Raw genomic sequence first — 16210 nt, 5'->3', positions numbered from 1 at the left:
CAGCCCCGCAAGCTCGGGCGGGGCGCCGGCAGGAACACCCCTCTACAACTTTTCTGCACAACCTCCCGCCGGGTCAGGCGGCGAAGGAGATGGTTCACGTGTCCGCTACGCCTGTGCTGGCGTTGCGCGGGGTCTCCAAGCGGTTCGGCGCCGTCCAGGCGCTCACCGACGTAGAGCTCGAGGTCCACTCCGGTGAGGTGGTCGCCCTCGTGGGCGACAACGGCGCCGGCAAGTCCACGCTGGTGAAAACCATCGCCGGCGTGCACCCCATCGATGAGGGCGTCATCGAATGGGACGGGAAGTCCGTCCAGATCAACAAGCCGCACGACGCCCAGAACCTGGGCATCGCGACGGTCTACCAGGACCTCGCGCTGTGCGACAACATCGACGTCGTCGGCAATCTCTACCTGGGCCGGGAGCTCAAGAGACGCGGCGTCCTCGACGAGGTCGAGATGGAGCGCCGCGCCCGCGAGTTGCTCACCACGCTGTCGATCCGCATCCCCAGCGTGCGCATCCCGATCGCCTCGCTCTCCGGTGGCCAGCGCCAGACCGTGGCCATCGCCCGCTCCATGCTCGGCGAGCCCAAGCTGGTCATACTCGACGAGCCCACCGCGGCCCTCGGTGTCGAGCAGACCGCCCAGGTCCTCGACCTGGTGGAGCGGCTGCGCGAGCGCGGCCACGCCGTGATCCTCATCAGCCACAACATGGCCGATGTGAAGGCCGTCGCCGACAAGGTGGCGGTGCTGCGGCTCGGCCGCAACAACGGCGTCTTCGAGGTGAAGTCCACCTCGCAGGAAGAGATCATCTCCGCCATCACGGGCGCCACGGACAACGCCGTCACCCGTCGTGCGGCCCGCAGTAACGGGGAGGCTCAGAAGTGAGCATCGACAAGACGAAGAACGCCACCCTGGAGTCCTCGGGCGGTGTCGTCGAGAACCCTGAGGCGGCCGTCGGCGCGGACGTCGCGGTGGACCCGCGACTGCTCGTGCGTGAGCGCGGCTTCGCCGGCTACATCATCGAATTCAAGCGCAAGTTGCGCGCCGGAGACCTCGGCTCGATCCCGGTCGTCGTCGGCCTGATCGTCATCGGCGCCATCTTCCAGAGCCTGAACTCGGCCTTCCTGTCCGCCGAGAACCTCAACAACATCGCCGTCGCGATGGTCGCGACCGGCATGATGTCCGTCGGCATCATCTTCGTGCTGCTGCTCGGCGAGATCGACCTGTCGGTCGGCTCCGTCAGCGGTGTCGCGGGAGCCATCGCGGCCGTCCTCAGCGTCACACACGGCATGACCGAGTGGCAGGCCGTGGTCATCGCCCTCGTCGGCGGCGCGCTCATCGGCGCGATCCATGGCTTCTTCTTCGCCAGGATCGGCGCGCCCGCGTTCGCGGTCACCCTGGCCGGCCTGCTGTTCTGGCTCGGCTTCATGCTCCAGATCCTGGGTGAGAACGGCACCATCAACCTCGACAGCGACGGTCTCATCGGCAAGCTGACGACGTACTACTTCTCGGACGTCGCCGCCGCCTACGGGCTCGCCACCGTCGCGGTGGTCGTCTTCTTCGTCACCTCCCTCCTGGACAGCCGACGCCGCGAGGCCGCGGGCGTCCCGTCCCGGCCGCTCAGCGAGATCGTGCTGCGCACGGCCCTGCTGGCGATCGTCGGGTACGCCGCCGCGATCATGTTCAACCAGTACAAGGGCCTGCCCCTCGCGCTGCTGCTGTTCATGCTGGTCCTGGTGACGACCGACTTCGTGCTGCGCCGCACGGGCTACGGCCGCAAGATCTTCGCGCTCGGCGGCAGCGTCGAGGCCTCCCGGCGTGCCGGTATCAACGTCACGGCGGTACGGATCTCCGTCTTCGCCCTGGCGGGCTTCTTCGCCGCGGTCGGCGGTCTGTTCTGGGCCTCCAAGATCGCCGCCGCCAACCAGAGCGCCGGCGCGGGTGATCTTCTGATGAACGTGATCGCGGCAGCCGTGATCGGCGGCACCAGCCTCTTCGGTGGGCGCGGCCGCACGTGGAACGCGCTGCTCGGTGTCATGGTGATCACCTCGATCCAGTACGGCCTCGCCCTTGAAGGCATCGCCACGCCGATCCAGTACATGATCACTGGCAGTGTGCTTCTCGCCACGGTCGTTATCGACTCCGTCACGCGTAAGACGCAGAAGACGGCGGGGCGCGCGTAGCGGTTGAGCAGGGGGCGCCGTGGTTGGTTGCGGTGGTTCCTCAGCTGCGGAGTTGTTGGTGGCTGGTCGCGCCCACGCGGCGGAGCCGCACCATGTCACGGCCCCGCGCCCCTTACGGGGCGCGGGGCCGATCGCGTGACAAAGAAGGCACTGAGCCCGGGCTTCGCCGTGACAGGCGGAACATTAGACTCGACGAGCCCGGCAAAGCTCGAACAGCTCTACTGCAAGGAGGCACGGGTGCCGCTGCTGACCCGTATCAGGGGACCGCGCGATCTGGACCGGCTCAGCCCGGAGCAGCTGGAACAGCTGGCCGAGGAGATCCGGACCTTCCTCGTCGAGGCGGTCTCCAAGACAGGCGGCCACCTCGGCCCCAACCTCGGTGTCGTCGAGCTCACCATCGCGCTGCACCGCGTCTTCGAATCCCCGAAGGACAAGGTGCTGTGGGACACGGGACACCAGTCCTACGTCCACAAGCTGCTCACTGGTCGTCAGGACTTCACCCGGCTGAAGATGAAGGACGGCCTGTCCGGCTATCCCTCGCAGGCCGAGTCCGAGCACGACGTCATCGAGAACTCGCACGCCTCCACGGTCCTCGGCTGGGCCGACGGCCTCGCGAAAGCCAACGAGGTCCTCGACCGGGACGACCACGTGGTCGCGGTCATCGGGGACGGTGCCCTCACCGGCGGCATGGCCTGGGAGGCGCTCAACAACATCGCGGACGCCAAGGACCGCCCGCTCGTCATCGTCGTCAACGACAACGAGCGTTCGTACGCGCCCACGATCGGCGGCCTCGCCAACCACCTGGCGACGCTGCGCACGACCGACGGCTACGAGCGCTTCCTGGCCCGCGGCAAGGACATCCTGGAGCGCACCCCGGTCGTCGGACGGCCGCTGTACGAGACCCTGCACGGCGCGAAGAAGGGGCTGAAGGACTTCATCGCCCCGCAGGGCATGTTCGAGGACCTCGGCCTGAAGTACGTCGGACCCATCGACGGCCATGACATCGAGGCCCTGGAGTCCGCGCTCGCCCGCGCCAAGCGCTTCGGCGGTCCCGTCATCGTGCACTGTCTCACCGAGAAGGGCCGCGGCTACCAGCCCGCCCTCCAGGACGAGGCGGACCGCTTCCACGCCGTCGGCAAGATCCACCCGGACACGGGCCTGCCCATCGCGTCCTCCGGCGCCGACTGGACCTCCGTGTTCGGCGAGGAGATGGTCAAGCTCGGCAGGGAGCGTGAGGACATCGTCGCCATCACGGCGGCCATGCTCCAGCCCGTCGGCCTGGAGAAGTTCGCCAAGTCCTTCCCGGACCGGGTGTACGACGTCGGCATCGCGGAGCAGCACGGCGCGGTCTCGGCGGCGGGCCTGGCGACCGGCGGACTGCATCCCGTCTTCGCCGTCTACGCGACCTTCCTCAACCGCGCCTTCGACCAGGTCCTGATGGACGTCGCCCTGCACAGGTGCGGTGTCACGTTCGTCCTCGACCGGGCCGGCATCACCGGCACCGACGGCGCCTCCCACAACGGTATGTGGGACATGTCGATCCTCCAGGTCGTACCCGGCCTCCGGCTCGCCGCGCCGCGCGACGCCGACCAGGTCCGCGCCCAGCTGCGGGAGGCCGTCGAGGTCGATGACGCGCCGACCGTGGTGCGCTTCTCCAAGGGCGCGGTCGGACCGGCCGTCCCCGCGGTGGGCCGCGTCGGCGGCATGGACGTCCTGCGCGAACCGGGCACCGACACCCCGGACGTCCTCCTCGTCTCGGTCGGCGCGCTGGCGCCGATGTGCCTGGAGATCGCCGACCTCCTCGACAAGCAGGGCATCTCCACCACGGTCGTCGACCCGCGCTGGGTCAAGCCCGTCGACGAGGCCATGGCCCCGCTCGCCGAGCGGCACCGCGTGGTCGTCACCGTCGAGGACAACTCCCGCGTCGGCGGCGTCGGTTCGACGATCGCCCAGGCCCTGCGCGACGCGGGCGTCGACGTACCGCTGCGCGACTTCGGTATCCCGCCGCGTTTCCTCGACCATGCCTCCCGCAAGGAGGTCATGGCGGAGATCGGCCTGACCGCGCCGGACATCGCCCGCCAGGTCACCGGCCTCGTCTCCAGGATCGACGGCCGCTTCTCGGACGCCGACGCGGGCGCCGTCGACTCCGTGGAGCCCGCGCGCGACTGACGTCCCCACAGGTTCGTACGGGCCGGTTCCGGCACTCGGCAGGGTGTCGGAACCGGCTCTTTTTTGGCGTGAACTCGTGGTGTCGGGGCATACGACCACCGCTCATTCATGTCGACGACGACAAGCGCGGGAGGTATGCCTGTGAGCAACACCCTCTTCCGGACGAAGAGTGTCGAACAATCTGTAAGAGACACTCAGGAACCCGAACACGCGCTCAAGAAGTCGCTCTCCGCCCTGGACCTCACCGTCTTCGGGGTCGGAGTGATCATCGGCACCGGCATCTTCGTCCTCACGGGCCAGGTGGCCAAGGACGTGGCCGGGCCCGCCACCGCGATCGCATTCGCCGCCGCGGGCGTCGTCTGCGGTCTCGCGGCCCTGTGCTACGCCGAGTTCGCCTCCACCGTCCCGGTGGCCGGATCGGCGTACACCTTCTCGTACGCCTCCCTCGGCGAGCTGCCCGCCTGGATCATCGGCTGGGACCTGGTGCTGGAGTTCGCGCTGGGCACGGCGGTGGTCGCGGTCGGCTGGTCCGGCTATGTCCGTTCGCTGCTGGACAACGCCGGCTGGCATCTGCCGGACGCGCTGGCCGGGCCGGACGTGGCCGACGGGTTCGGCTTCGACATCCTCGCCTTCGGCCTGGTGCTGCTCCTGACGGCCATCCTCGTCCTTGGGATGAAGCTCTCCGCGCGCGTCACCTCGATCATCGTGGCGATCAAGGTGACCGTGGTCCTGGTCGTGATCATCGCGGGTGCCTTCTTCATCAAGGCCGACAACTACAAGCCCTTCATCCCCGACGCGCAGTCGCAGCAAGCGGGGAACGACCTCCAAGCGCCGCTCATCCAGCTGGTGTTCGGCTACGAGCCCACCAACTTCGGTGTGATGGGCATCTTCACCGCCGCCTCCGTCGTCTTCTTCGCCTTCATCGGCTTCGACATCGTCGCCACCGCCGCCGAGGAGACGCGCAACCCGCAGCGCGACATGCCCCGAGGCATTCTCGGCTCCCTCTTCATCTGCACCGCGCTCTACGTCGCCGTGTCGATCGTCGTCACGGGCATGCAGCACTACAGCAAGCTGTCCGTGGACGCCCCGCTCGCCGACGCCTTCAAGGCCACCGGGCACTCCTGGTACGCCGGGTTCATCAGCTTCGGCGCCGCCGTCGGCCTGACCACCGTCTGCATGATCCTGCTGCTCGGCCAGACCCGGGTCTTCTTCGCGATGAGCCGTGACGGACTGCTGCCCCGCTTCTTCTCCCACGTCCACCCCCGGTACAAGACGCCACACCGGCCGACCATCCTGCTCGGCGTGGTGATCGCGACACTGGCGGGCTTCACCAGCCTCAGCGAGCTCGCCGAACTGGTGAACATTGGCACGCTCTTCGCCTTCGTCGTCGTGGCGATCAGCGTCGTCATCCTGCGCCGCACCCGCCCCGAACTCCACCGCTCCTTCCGCACCCCGCTGGTCCCCTGGGTGCCCATCCTGTCCGTGCTCGCCTCGCTGTGGCTGATGCTCAACCTGCCGGCCGAGACCTGGGTGCGGTTCGCGGGCTGGATGGCGGTCGGCTTCGTCGTCTACTTCCTCTACGGCCGCTCCCACAGCCGTATGGAGGAGACCGCGGACCTCGCCGCCGACCGACAACACGAGGTAACCGGAACCAACGACACGCAGTAACCGCCTCGGTCTTCGCGCGGGCGCATTCGAATTGGGCGGTTCATCCCCGTATGTTCCGCTTCGGTAGAGGTCGCGGGGCCGGATAGCGTGCACAGCATGCTCGCCGAGCCCCTCGTCTCGTCACCCTCCGGATACGAGCCCGCGGGCGTCCGCCCCTCCGGTTACTGGACCCGGCTGCTGCCGGCCCTGGCCGTCCTGGCCTGCGTCACCAGGATCCCCTCCTTCCGGCTCCCGCTGTGGAATCCGGACGAGGGCTATCTCGCCGTCCAGGCCCGGCTGCTGGCCGCCGGCGGCTCGCTGTACGAGACGGTGGTGGACCGCAAGCCGCCGCTCGTGCCGTGGCTCTACCAGGGGGCGTTCACGCTCTTCGGCGACGGCTCACTGACGGGCGTGCGGGTGTGCGCGGTCCTCGCGCAGCTGCTGACCGCCGTGCTACTGGCGTCCCTCGCCCGGCGCCGCTGGGGCGACGGACCGGGGCGCTTCGCCGGGGTGCTGTATCTGCTCTCCTCCATCGGGCTCCATCCCGAGGACGCGCAGGCCGCCGCCTTCGAGATCTTCATGCTCCCCTGCACGGCCGCCGCGATGTGGTGCGCGGACCGGGGCCGCTGGGGCGCCGCGGGCGCGACAGTCGCCTGCGCGGCCCTGGCCAAGCAGACCGGCGGGGCGGTCGTGGTGCCCGTGCTGTGGCTGCTGTGGCGCGGCGGGGGATCCCGAAAGGACCTCGTACGCCTCGGCGTCGGGGCCGTGCTCCCGGTACTCGGCGCCGCGCTGGTCACCGATCCCGCCGGGTTCCTGTTCTGGACGGTCACCGGCTCGGGCGCGTACGCGTCCTTCGCGGGCTCCGAACTCCACATCGCGGGCCGGGCGTTGACCAACACCACGATCCTGGGCGTGGGCTGCGCGGGTCTGATCCCGCCGGTCGTACGCGTGCTGCGGGTCGCTCGCACGGGAGCGGCGGACCTGTGGCTGTGGCTGGCCTCGTCGGCCGTCGCGGTCCTCCTCGGCTTCCACTTCTTCGGCCACTACTTCCTGCAACTGACGCCGCCCCTCTCCCTGTTGGCGACGGCTGCCCTCCAGATCCTGCCCTTCGCCCGTCTGGCGACGGCCCTGCTCACCTCGGCCTGCTGCTGCGCCCTGTTCCTGTCCTGGGGCCTGCTGGCTCCCCGCCCCGACCTCGCGCACGCGGCACGCGTCGCGGCGGCCGTGGCCCAGCGCACCGCTCCCGGCGAGCGGGTCCTCGTCTGGGGGATACACCCCGAGACGTACTGGCTCGCCGACCGCGTCCCCGCCACCCGCTACCTCACCGCCGGTCTCCTCACCAACTACAGCGGCGGCCGCGACGGCCCCCGGGTCGGCGAGAAGTACGCCGTCGAGGGCGCGTGGCCGGTGTTCCGCGAGGAGCTCACGGCCCACGCACCGGCCCTTTTCGTCGACGACTCGCGCGGCAAGCCGTACGCCCCGCAACGCCTGCCCTGGCTGGGGCGGCTGCTGGCGGCCGAGTACGAGCGGGCGGGGCTCGTGGACGGAGCGGTGCTCTACGCACGCGTGCCGCAGCGCTGGCCGTAGCCGTAGTCGTTGCCAAGCCGACGCCGAGGACAGGGAGTTACGGGCGTACGGTCCGCGGGCCGGTCACCTCGGCGTCCAACGCGCCTACCCGGTTCCGCAGTTCGCGGTCGGCCGTGACGACCAGGCAGCGGCGTTCCCCGGCTTCGGCGGCCAGCTCCACGATGCGGTCGTCCCCGCTGCCGGGCGCCGACTCGACCCGTACGCCCGCGACGGAGGGCACTCCGCGGGCGGCTCCCTCGACTACGAGGACGACTTCCAGGGGACCCGGGAAGCCCGTCAGGCCTTCGTCGGCGTACGGCACCAACAGGTCCCGCAGGCGTTCCGCCGCCCCTCGGCGGTCCCGCCACCAGCCGTCGGGGACCGAGCCGATCACATTCGCGGCGTCGACGATCACGAGGAGAGGGGCGTTCATGAGGCCAGGGTCGCACGGGGCGGATCCCGCGGCCCCGACTACAGTGGGGGAGTGTCGATGGTCCCTACAGTGAACGGCGCCTGGCTCCTGAAAGGCCGGGACGGCCGACTCAGCGCTTACGCTTCCCGGGACGATGCCGTGTGGTGCTGGGCGGAGCGAAACCCGGGAGGCCCGTGGAGCGCGCCGCGTACGGTGGGCGGCGACCAGCGGGTGCACCCCGTGCTGGCCGTGGGTCAGGGAACCGATGGTTACGCCCACCTGGTCTCCTGGCGTCCCACCGGAGCGCGGGAGGCGGGACTCGTCCACTCCACGCACTTCCGCCCGCATCTCGCCGCACTCGACTGGAACCGGCTCGGGCACCCCAACCAGAAGGGGGAGCAGACCGGCGTCCCGGCCGTCGCGGTCGACGCGGAGGGCCGCGCCCACGTCTTCGTACGCAACAAGGGCGGCGGCGTCAGCATGCGCGGCCAGAAGGAACGCGGCGGCTGGGGCCCCTGGCGTGATCTGAAGGGCCGTGAGGTGGAAGGCGAACTGACGGCCGTGACCCGGGCGTCCGGGCGCGTCGAGCTGTACGCGACGTCACCGACGGGGATCCTGCGCTGGACGCAGGCGGGACCGGGGCACATACCCGCGCTCGACGAGGAACCGCTGAAGGCGGCGGCCCGGCCGGGCACCCTGCGGGCCCTTGCCACCTCCGACGAGCACGTGACCGTGTTCTTCACCGACGAGTCGGACATGCTGTGCGCCTGGAGGCCCGGCACGGAGCCCGCCGAACTGCTGCCGTGCGCCGGACCCGGCCCGGTGTCCGCCCTCCGCTTCACGCTCGACGGCATCGACTGCACGCTGCTCGCCCAGCGCTCCGCGAGCGGCCGGGTCGCCTTCGCCGCCTACCCGACCGAGCAGGAATCCGCCGGAGCCTGGTGGACCGAGTCGGGACCCCAACTTCCCGCGGACACACAGCTGTCGCTGGGCGAGGACCACGAGGGCAAGGTCGTGGCGGCGCAACTCCAGCCGGGCAGCGGGGAGTTGCTGACGACCCGCCGGAAGGCGGAGCCGGGGCTCGCCCTTCAGGCGTGGCGCAGCTTCGTCCTCACGTAACACCGGTGCCCGGCACACCAGTTGGTGTGCCGGGCAGCAGCGCACTTCAGGGGCGCGGGGAACTGCGCGACCAGCCACAGACGGGCCCGCGGTTTCCCGACCGCTCAAGCCGAGCGCTACGCGGGAACGCTGGCCACGCCCGGCTCCAGGAACCGCTTCCCGTTCACTCGCTCGGAGACGTCCTCACGGTCCAGGTACGGCGTGATGCCGCCCAGGTGGAAGGGCCAGCCGGCGCCGGTGATCAGGCACAGGTCGATGTCCTGGGCCTCGGCGACGACGTCCTCGTCGAGCATGATCCCGATCTCCTGGGCGACGGCGTCGAGCACCCGGGCCCGCACCTGCTCCTCGGTCAGGACGGTGTCGCCCTGCTTGAGCAGCGCGGCGACCTCCGGGTCCAGCTCCGGCTTCCCGCTGTCGTACACGTAGAAGCCGCGCTTGCCCGCCTTGACGACGGCGGCGAGGTTCGGGGAGACCTTGAAGCGGTCCGGGAACGCGCCGTGCAGCGTCTCGGAGACATGCAGGCCGATCGCCGGGCCGACCAGCTCCAGCAGCACCAGCGGAGACATCGGCAGACCGAGCGGCTCGACGGCCTTCTCGGCGACCTCGACCGGGGTGCCCTCGTCGATGACGTTCTGGATCTCGCCCATGAAGCGGGTGAGGATGCGGTTCACGACGAACGCCGGGGCGTCCTTGACCAGGACCGCGGTCTTCTTCAGCTTCTTGGCGACGGCGAACGCCGTGGCCAAGGAAGCGTCATCGGTCTGCTCGCCGCGGACGATCTCAAGGAGCGGCAGAACCGCGACCGGGTTGAAGAAGTGGAAGCCCACGACCCGCTCGGGGTTCTTGAGTTTCGACGCCATCTCGGACACCGACAGCGAAGACGTGTTCGTGGCGAAGATCGCGTGCGCCGGGGCGACCGCCTCGACCTCCGCGAACACCTGCTGCTTGACGCCGATCTCCTCGAAGACGGCCTCAATGACGAAGTCGGCGTCCGAGAAGCCCTCCGCCTTGTCGAGGACACCGGTGACCAGGGCCTTCAGGCGGTTCGCCTTGTCCTGGTTGATCCGGCCCTTGCCGAGCAGCTTGTCGATCTCGGCGTGCACGTAACCGACACCCTTGTCGACCCGCTCCTGGTCGATGTCGGTCAGTACGACCGGCACCTCCAGGCGGCGCAGGAAGAGCAGGGCGAGCTGGCTGGCCATCAGACCGGCGCCGACCACGCCCACCTTGGTGACCGGACGGGCCAGGCTCTTGTCCGGGGCGCCCGCCGGGCGCTTGCCGCGCTTCTGGACCAGGTTGAACGCGTAGATACCGGCGCGCAGTTCGCCGCCCATGATCAGGTCGGCGAGGGCCACGTCCTCGGCGTCGTACCCCTGCTGCAGGTCGCCGTTCTTGGCCGCGGCGATGATGTCCAGCGCGCGGTACGCGGCCGGCGCCGCGCCGTGCACCTTGCTGTCCGCGATGAAGCGGCCCCGCTCGACGGCCTGGTCCCAGGCCTCGGTGCGGTCGACGACCGGGCGCGTGACCTCGGTGTCGCCGTTGAGGACGGACGCCGTCCACACCAGCGACTGCTCAAGGAAGTCCGCGCCCTCGAAGAGGGCGTCGGCGATGCCGAGGTCGTAGACCTGCTGGCCCTTGAGCTGCTTGTTCTGGTTGAGCGAGTTCTCGATGATGACGGTGACGGCGTTGTCCGCGCCGATCAGGTTCGGCAGCAGGGTGCAACCGCCCCAGCCCGGGACCAGGCCCAGGAAGACCTCGGGGAGCGAGAACGCGGGCAGCGCCTTCGACACCGTGCGGTACTTGCAGTGCAGACCCACCTCGACGCCGCCGCCCATCGACGCGCCGTTGTAGTACGCGAAGGTCGGCACGGCCAGCGCGGAGAGGCGCTTGAAGACCTCGTGGCCGCCCTTGCCGATGGCGAGCGCGTCGTCGTGGTTCTTCAGGAGCTCGACGCCCTTGAGGTCCGCGCCGACGGCGAAGATGAACGGCTTGCCGGTGATGCCGACACCGACGATCTCGCCGGCCGCGGCCTCCTTCTCGACCTGGTCGATGGCGGTGTTGAGGTTCGCCAGCGATGCCGGGCCGAAGGTGGTCGGCTTGGTGTGGTCGAGGCCGTTGTCCAGCGTGATGAGCGCGAAACGGCCCGCGTTGGACGGCAGGTCGAGATGGCGTACGTGCGCCTGTGTCACGACCTCGTCGGGGAACAGCTCGGCCGCACCCTTCAACAGCTCACTGGTGGTGCTCATGCCGCTCCCTCGCTTCGCTCGGTCGAGCATTCGCACGTGCTGCACCTTTCAATTGTTCGCTCGCTACGCTCGCTCACTTGTCCCCCTCGAAGTTCGGGTTCTCCCAGATGACCGTCGCGCCCATGCCGAAGCCCACGCACATGGTGGTCAGGCCGTAGCGGACGTGCGGCTGCTCCTCGAACTGGCGGGCCAGCTGCGTCATCAGGCGGACGCCGGAGGAGGCCAGCGGGTGGCCGAACGCGATGGCGCCGCCGTACTGGTTGACGCGCGCGTCGTCGTCCGCGATGCCGTAGTGGTCCAGGAAGGCCAGGACCTGGACGGCGAACGCCTCGTTGATCTCGAAGAGGTTGATGTCCTCGATCGACAGGCCCGCCTTGGCGAGGGCCTTCTCGGTCGCCGGGATCGGGCCGTAGCCCATCACCTCGGGCTCGACGCCCGCGAAGGCGTACGAGACCAGGCGCATCTTCACCGGCAGGTCGTTCTCGCGAGCGAAGTCCTCGGACGCGATGATCGAGGCGGTGGCGCCGTCGTTCAGACCGGCCGCGTTACCGGCCGTGACCCGGCCGTGGACGCGGAACGGGGTCTTGAGACCGGCGAGGTTCTCCAGGGTCGTACCCGGGCGCATCGGCTCGTCGGCGGTGACCAGGCCCCAGCCCGTCTCACCCGCCTCCTCGTTGGTGCGGCGTACGGAGATGGGCACCAGGTCGGCCTGGATCTTGCCGTTGGCGTACGCCTTGGCGGCCTTCTCCTGCGAGCGCACGGCGAATTCGTCGGCGCGCTGCTTGGTGATGTGCGGGTAGCGGTCGTGCAGGTTCTCCGCGGTCATGCCCATGAACAGGGCCGACTCGTCGACCAGCTTCTCGCTCACGAACCGCGGGTTCGGGTCCACGCCCTCGCCCATCGGGTGGCGGCCCATGTGCTCGACACCACCGGCGATGACGGCGTCGTACGCGCCGAAGGCGATCGAACCGGCCGTGGTCGTCACGGCGGTCAGCGCGCCCGCGCACATGCGGTCGATCGAGTAGCCGGGGACGGACTGCGGCAGCCCGGCCAGGATGCCCGCGGTGCGGCCGATGGTCAGGCCCTGGTCGCCGATCTGCGTGGTCGCGGCGATGGCGACCTCGTCGACCTTCTTCGGGTCGAGACCCGGGTTGCGGCGCAGCAGCTCCCGGATCGCCTTCACGACGAGGTCATCGGCGCGGGTCTCGTGGTAGATGCCCTTCGGGCCCGCCTTGCCGAACGGTGTGCGGACGCCGTCGACGAAGACGACGTCCCTGACGGTACGAGGCACGATGGCTCTCCTCCAGATGCGGGATGGCACTGCTGCGCGGCACACACGCCTGAGCGCGCGCTCACCCTCATGCTACTTACGAGTAACCATGCTGCACAGTCCCCCCGCCGGGAGCGGTGAAGGTCACACCTTCGGAGGCGCGGTCGATCCCCTCGGGGTCAGCACCGGTGTCGGTACGGGATGCGAGCCGGGCCCCTCTCCCGTGATCACCCCGAACAACGTGCGCGCCACGTCCGCCCCGAATCCGTGGACGTCATGGCTCATCGCGGACAGCGTCGGATGGGTGAGGCGGCACAGCTGGGAGTCGTCCCAGGCGAGCAGCGAGACGTCGCCGGGGACGCCGAGGCCCATCTCGGAGGCGACCGAGAGCCCGGCCACGGCCATGATGTCGTTGTCGTACACGATCGCGGTCGGCCGGTCCGGCCGCGCGGCGCTCAGCAGCGACCGGGTGGCCCGCGCGCCCGCCTCCCCGGAGAAGTCGGTGGCGACCTGCCGGGCCCCGGCGATTCCGAGGGCCCGGGCCGCCTCGTCGAAGGCGGCCGTACGGATCGAGGTGTGCCCGAGCGCCGCCGCGCCGCCCACCCGGGCGATCCGCCGGTGGCCGAGCGCGGCGAGATAGCCCACGGCCTCCGTCACGGCGGTCGCGTCGTCGGTCCACACGGAGGTGAGGCTGCCGGTCAGGGAGGGATGCCCGACCGCGACGACCGGCAGCCCGAGGCGCTCCGCCGCGGGCACGCGCGGATCATCCGCGCGGAAGTCGACGAGGATCGACCCGCTCACCTGCTTCCCCCGCCACCACGCGTCCTGCAGCCCCACCTCCTCCTCCACGTTCCGGACCAGCCGCAGCAGCAGCGAACAGGAGCGTTCGGTCAGGACGCTCTCCACGCCGGAGACGAACTCCATGTAGAACGGTTCGAGCCCGAGCAGCTGCGCCGGCCGGCAGATCGCGAGTCCGACCACGTCGACGCGCGAGCTGGACAGCGACCGGGCCGCGAGGTTCGGCGCCCAGCCCAACTCCCGGGCGGCCTCGAAGATCCGGTCCCTCGTCGCCTCGGACAGCCCCGGCTTGTGGTTGAAGGCGAGCGACACCGCCCCTTTGGACACCCCGGCGCGCGCGGCGACGTCCTTGATGGTCACGCGGGGTGTCGGCGAGGTCGTCATCGGGTGGGCTCCACGCAGTACAGGGCGGCTCGTGCGGCGGCCGCGGCCGCTTCGCCCCGAGTCTCCCAGCCGCGTACGGCCATGGTCACCTGCTCGCCGGGCAGCAGCGTGACCAGCCCCCGGTCGGTCGTCGCGGTGGGCGCCAGCCGGTCGGCCTGGAGAAGCAGATCCCGTACGAGGGTGCGGGCCGTCACGGTGACCTCGCCGGGCGCGACGCTCACGTCGAACCTCGGCCGCGGGTACGGGACTTCACGGTCCGGCACGGGGAAGTACAGCGCCCGCAGCCCGTCGGCGTCCGCCACGAGGAACTCCTTCGGACCGACGGGCTCCAGCTCCTTGGGCACGGGCGTGCGGGCGACCGCTCGCGCGCCGGCCGCGAGCTTCGCGTTCGTCTCGGCCACGACGCCGCCCTCGACGGACATCCGACGCAGCGTGAGCGACGACGACCACGGGTCCGCGGACTGGTTCACGGCGGCCACCGTCAGCTGCCGGTCCCGCGTCTGAAGCGTGAGCAGCCGGTCCGCGTACAGCCGCTTCAGCTCGTGGTACAGCGGTTTCTCCCGCCCGTCCCCGTCGATCGCGGCCCAGGACGTCACCGGCCAGCAGTCGTTGAGCTGCCACACGATCGTGCCCGCGCACACCGGCCAGTGCGAGCGCCAGTACTCGATCCCGGTGGCGACCGCCCGCGCCTGGTTGACCTGCGTGAGGTAGTGCCAGCGGTCGAAGTCCCTTTCGGTGAAGCCCCCTTCGGGCACCGCGAAGTGATGTGCCAGACCGCGCTCCAGCTTGCCGTTCCCGTCGTCCGCCTTCTGGTGGTGCAGCATGCCGGGGGAGTCGGGGGCGAGCCGCTCACCCGGCAGCGCGCGCCGCAGCGTGGCGTACGCGGGCGGTGCCTGCCAGCCGAACTCGGCCACGAAACGCGGGACTTCGGCCCGGTACGCGGCGTAGTCGAGGCGGTTCCACACATCCCAGGAGTGGTGCGTGCCGTGCGCCGGGTCGTTCGGGTGGTGGTCCCAGGAACCCGACCAGGGGCTGCCCGCCGTGTACGGCCGGGTCGGGTCCGACTCGGCCACCACACGCGGCAGGACACCCAGGTAGTACCCCTCGCCCCACGAGTCCCCGGCCAGCCGCCCCTCCCAGCCCCAGTCCCGGAAGCCCCACAGGTTCTCGTTGTTGCCGTTCCACAGCACGAGCGAGGGATGCGGCATCAGCCGTACGACGTTCTCGCGCGCCTCTGCCTCCACCTCGCCGCGCAGGGGCTGCTCCTCGGGGTAGGCGGCGCAGGCGAAGGGGAAGTCCTGCCAGACGAGCAGGCCCAGCTCGTCGCAGGCGTCGTAGAAGTCCTCGCTCTCGTAGATCCCGCCGCCCCAGACGCGTACGAGGTCCACGCCGGCCTCGGCCGCCTGCGTGAGCCGGGTGCGGTAGCGCTCGCGGGTGATCCGGGACGGGAAGATGTCGTCCGGGATCCAGTTGACGCCCCGGGCGAAGATGCGTTCGCCATTGACGACGAGGGTGAAGCCGGAGCCGTGCGCGTCGGCGCTCCGGTCCAGCTCGACGCTCCGGAAGCCGATGCGACGGCGCCATGTGCCGAGCGGGCCGGCCTCGCCGTGCAGCTCCAACTCCACCTCGTACAGCGGCTGTTCGCCATAGCCGCGGGGCCACCACAGTGCGACGTCCGGCACTTGGAGGCGTACCAGACCGCTGGTGCCGTCGATCGTCGCCGACGCCCGCACCCCGCCGACCCGGGCCGTCACGGAGAGCTCCGCCTCGACCCTGGTCCGCTCGACGTCGACGTACAACTCGACATGCCCCCGGGCTCTGCCGTCGGTCCGTCCCTCCTCGACCGTCACCAGCGGCCGCACGCGGGCGATCCGCGCGGTCGACCACCGCTCCAGCCGCACCGGCTTCCAGATGCCGGCCGTCACCAGCGTCGGGCCCCAGTCCCAGCCGAAGGAGCACGCCATCTTGCGGAGGTACTGGAAGGGCTCGGGATACGCGTTCGGCCGCTCGCCGAGCCGCTCCCGCACGGCCTCGGCCTCGGTGTAGGCGGAGAGGAAGCGTACGGCGAGCGGGCCTTCGAGACCCGTGACGTCGAAGCGATGGGAGCGGTGCATGTTCCTTGCCCGGCCCAGGAGTTGGCCGTCGACACGGATCTCGGCGACCGTGTCCAGCCCGTCGAAGACGAGGTCGGTCTGCTCGTGCTCGCCCGCGGCCGCGTCCAGCGTCGTCTCGTACGTCCAGTCCTGCCGCCCCACCCACGCCACCTCGGCCTCGGCCAGGCCGAGGAAGGGGTCCGGGATGACCCCGGCGGCCAGCAGATCCGTGTGCACACAGCCCGGTACCGCCGCGGGGAGGGCGGCCCCGTCATGGCGAAGGGTCCAGCCCTCGGTGAGCGGTGTGACGTCCAGCATGCGCACTCC

General features: G+C 70.3%; 11 protein-coding genes. 6 read left to right on the top strand and 5 right to left on the bottom strand.

The features are described from left to right. The first annotated feature begins 89 nt into the window (after window positions 1–89). The 5 genes from FE633_RS27845 (at window position 90) to FE633_RS27825 (ending at window position 7582) form a co-directional block, all read left to right on the top strand. Complete coding sequence (locus FE633_RS27845; protein WP_138047941.1) at window positions 90–881, top strand: ATP-binding cassette domain-containing protein; 792 nt, start codon at window positions 90–92, stop codon at window positions 879–881. Continuing rightward, entirely contained in the window at window positions 878–2179 is a 1302-nt protein-coding gene (locus FE633_RS27840; protein WP_138047940.1) for a sugar ABC transporter permease, read from the top strand. Before FE633_RS27845 ends, FE633_RS27840 begins: the two co-directional genes overlap by 4 nt. Window positions 2180–2416: 237 nt before the next feature. After that, complete coding sequence (dxs, locus tag FE633_RS27835) at window positions 2417–4348, top strand: 1-deoxy-D-xylulose-5-phosphate synthase (protein ID WP_138047983.1); 1932 nt, start codon at window positions 2417–2419, stop codon at window positions 4346–4348. Window positions 4349–4489: 141 nt separating this feature from the next. After that, window positions 4490–6016: an amino acid permease gene (locus FE633_RS27830; RefSeq protein WP_138047939.1), complete on the top strand. Its 1527-nt coding sequence runs from the start codon at window positions 4490–4492 to the stop codon at window positions 6014–6016. A 96-nt stretch (window positions 6017–6112) separates the two neighbouring features. Beyond that, the gene (locus FE633_RS27825) at window positions 6113–7582 is read left to right on the top strand and encodes an ArnT family glycosyltransferase (protein ID WP_138047938.1); all 1470 of its coding nucleotides are present in this window, start codon (window positions 6113–6115) and stop codon (window positions 7580–7582) included. 37 nt (window positions 7583–7619) lie between these two features. Here FE633_RS27825 and FE633_RS27820 read toward each other — a convergent pair whose 3' ends face one another. Continuing rightward, a complete protein-coding gene (locus tag FE633_RS27820; RefSeq protein ID WP_138047937.1) occupies window positions 7620–7994 on the bottom strand; it encodes an NYN domain-containing protein in 375 nt (124 codons plus the stop codon). 69 nt (window positions 7995–8063) lie between these two features. Between FE633_RS27820 and FE633_RS27815 the strand changes: the two genes are divergently transcribed. Beyond that, window positions 8064–9092 (top strand): PLL family lectin, encoded by a 1029-nt coding sequence (locus FE633_RS27815; RefSeq protein WP_138047982.1) that lies wholly within the window; start codon window positions 8064–8066, stop codon window positions 9090–9092. A gap of 116 nt (window positions 9093–9208) precedes the next feature. Here FE633_RS27815 and FE633_RS27810 read toward each other — a convergent pair whose 3' ends face one another. The 4 genes from FE633_RS27810 to FE633_RS27795 form a co-directional block, all read right to left on the bottom strand. Then, window positions 9209–11338: a 3-hydroxyacyl-CoA dehydrogenase NAD-binding domain-containing protein gene (locus FE633_RS27810; RefSeq protein WP_138047936.1), complete on the bottom strand. Its 2130-nt coding sequence runs from the start codon at window positions 11336–11338 to the stop codon at window positions 9209–9211. Between the two features lie 73 nt (window positions 11339–11411). Continuing rightward, complete coding sequence (locus FE633_RS27805) at window positions 11412–12629, bottom strand: thiolase family protein (RefSeq protein WP_119099025.1); 1218 nt, start codon at window positions 12627–12629, stop codon at window positions 11412–11414. A 123-nt stretch (window positions 12630–12752) separates the two neighbouring features. Then, window positions 12753–13790, bottom strand: coding sequence for a LacI family DNA-binding transcriptional regulator (locus FE633_RS27800; RefSeq protein WP_138047935.1), 1038 nt, complete (start codon window positions 13788–13790; stop codon window positions 12753–12755). Beyond that, the gene (locus tag FE633_RS27795; RefSeq protein WP_138047934.1) at window positions 13787–16201 is read right to left on the bottom strand and encodes a glycoside hydrolase family 2 protein; all 2415 of its coding nucleotides are present in this window, start codon (window positions 16199–16201) and stop codon (window positions 13787–13789) included. Before FE633_RS27795 ends, FE633_RS27800 begins: the two co-directional genes overlap by 4 nt. Window positions 16202–16210 lie beyond the last annotated feature (9 nt).

Origin of the sequence: Streptomyces montanus (genome assembly GCF_005786655.1) — a bacterium.
Classification (GTDB): domain Bacteria; phylum Actinomycetota; class Actinomycetes; order Streptomycetales; family Streptomycetaceae; genus Streptomyces; species Streptomyces sporangiiformans.
Note: the sequence above shows the minus strand (reverse complement) of the source record. Positions and strands in the feature narration are given on the sequence as shown.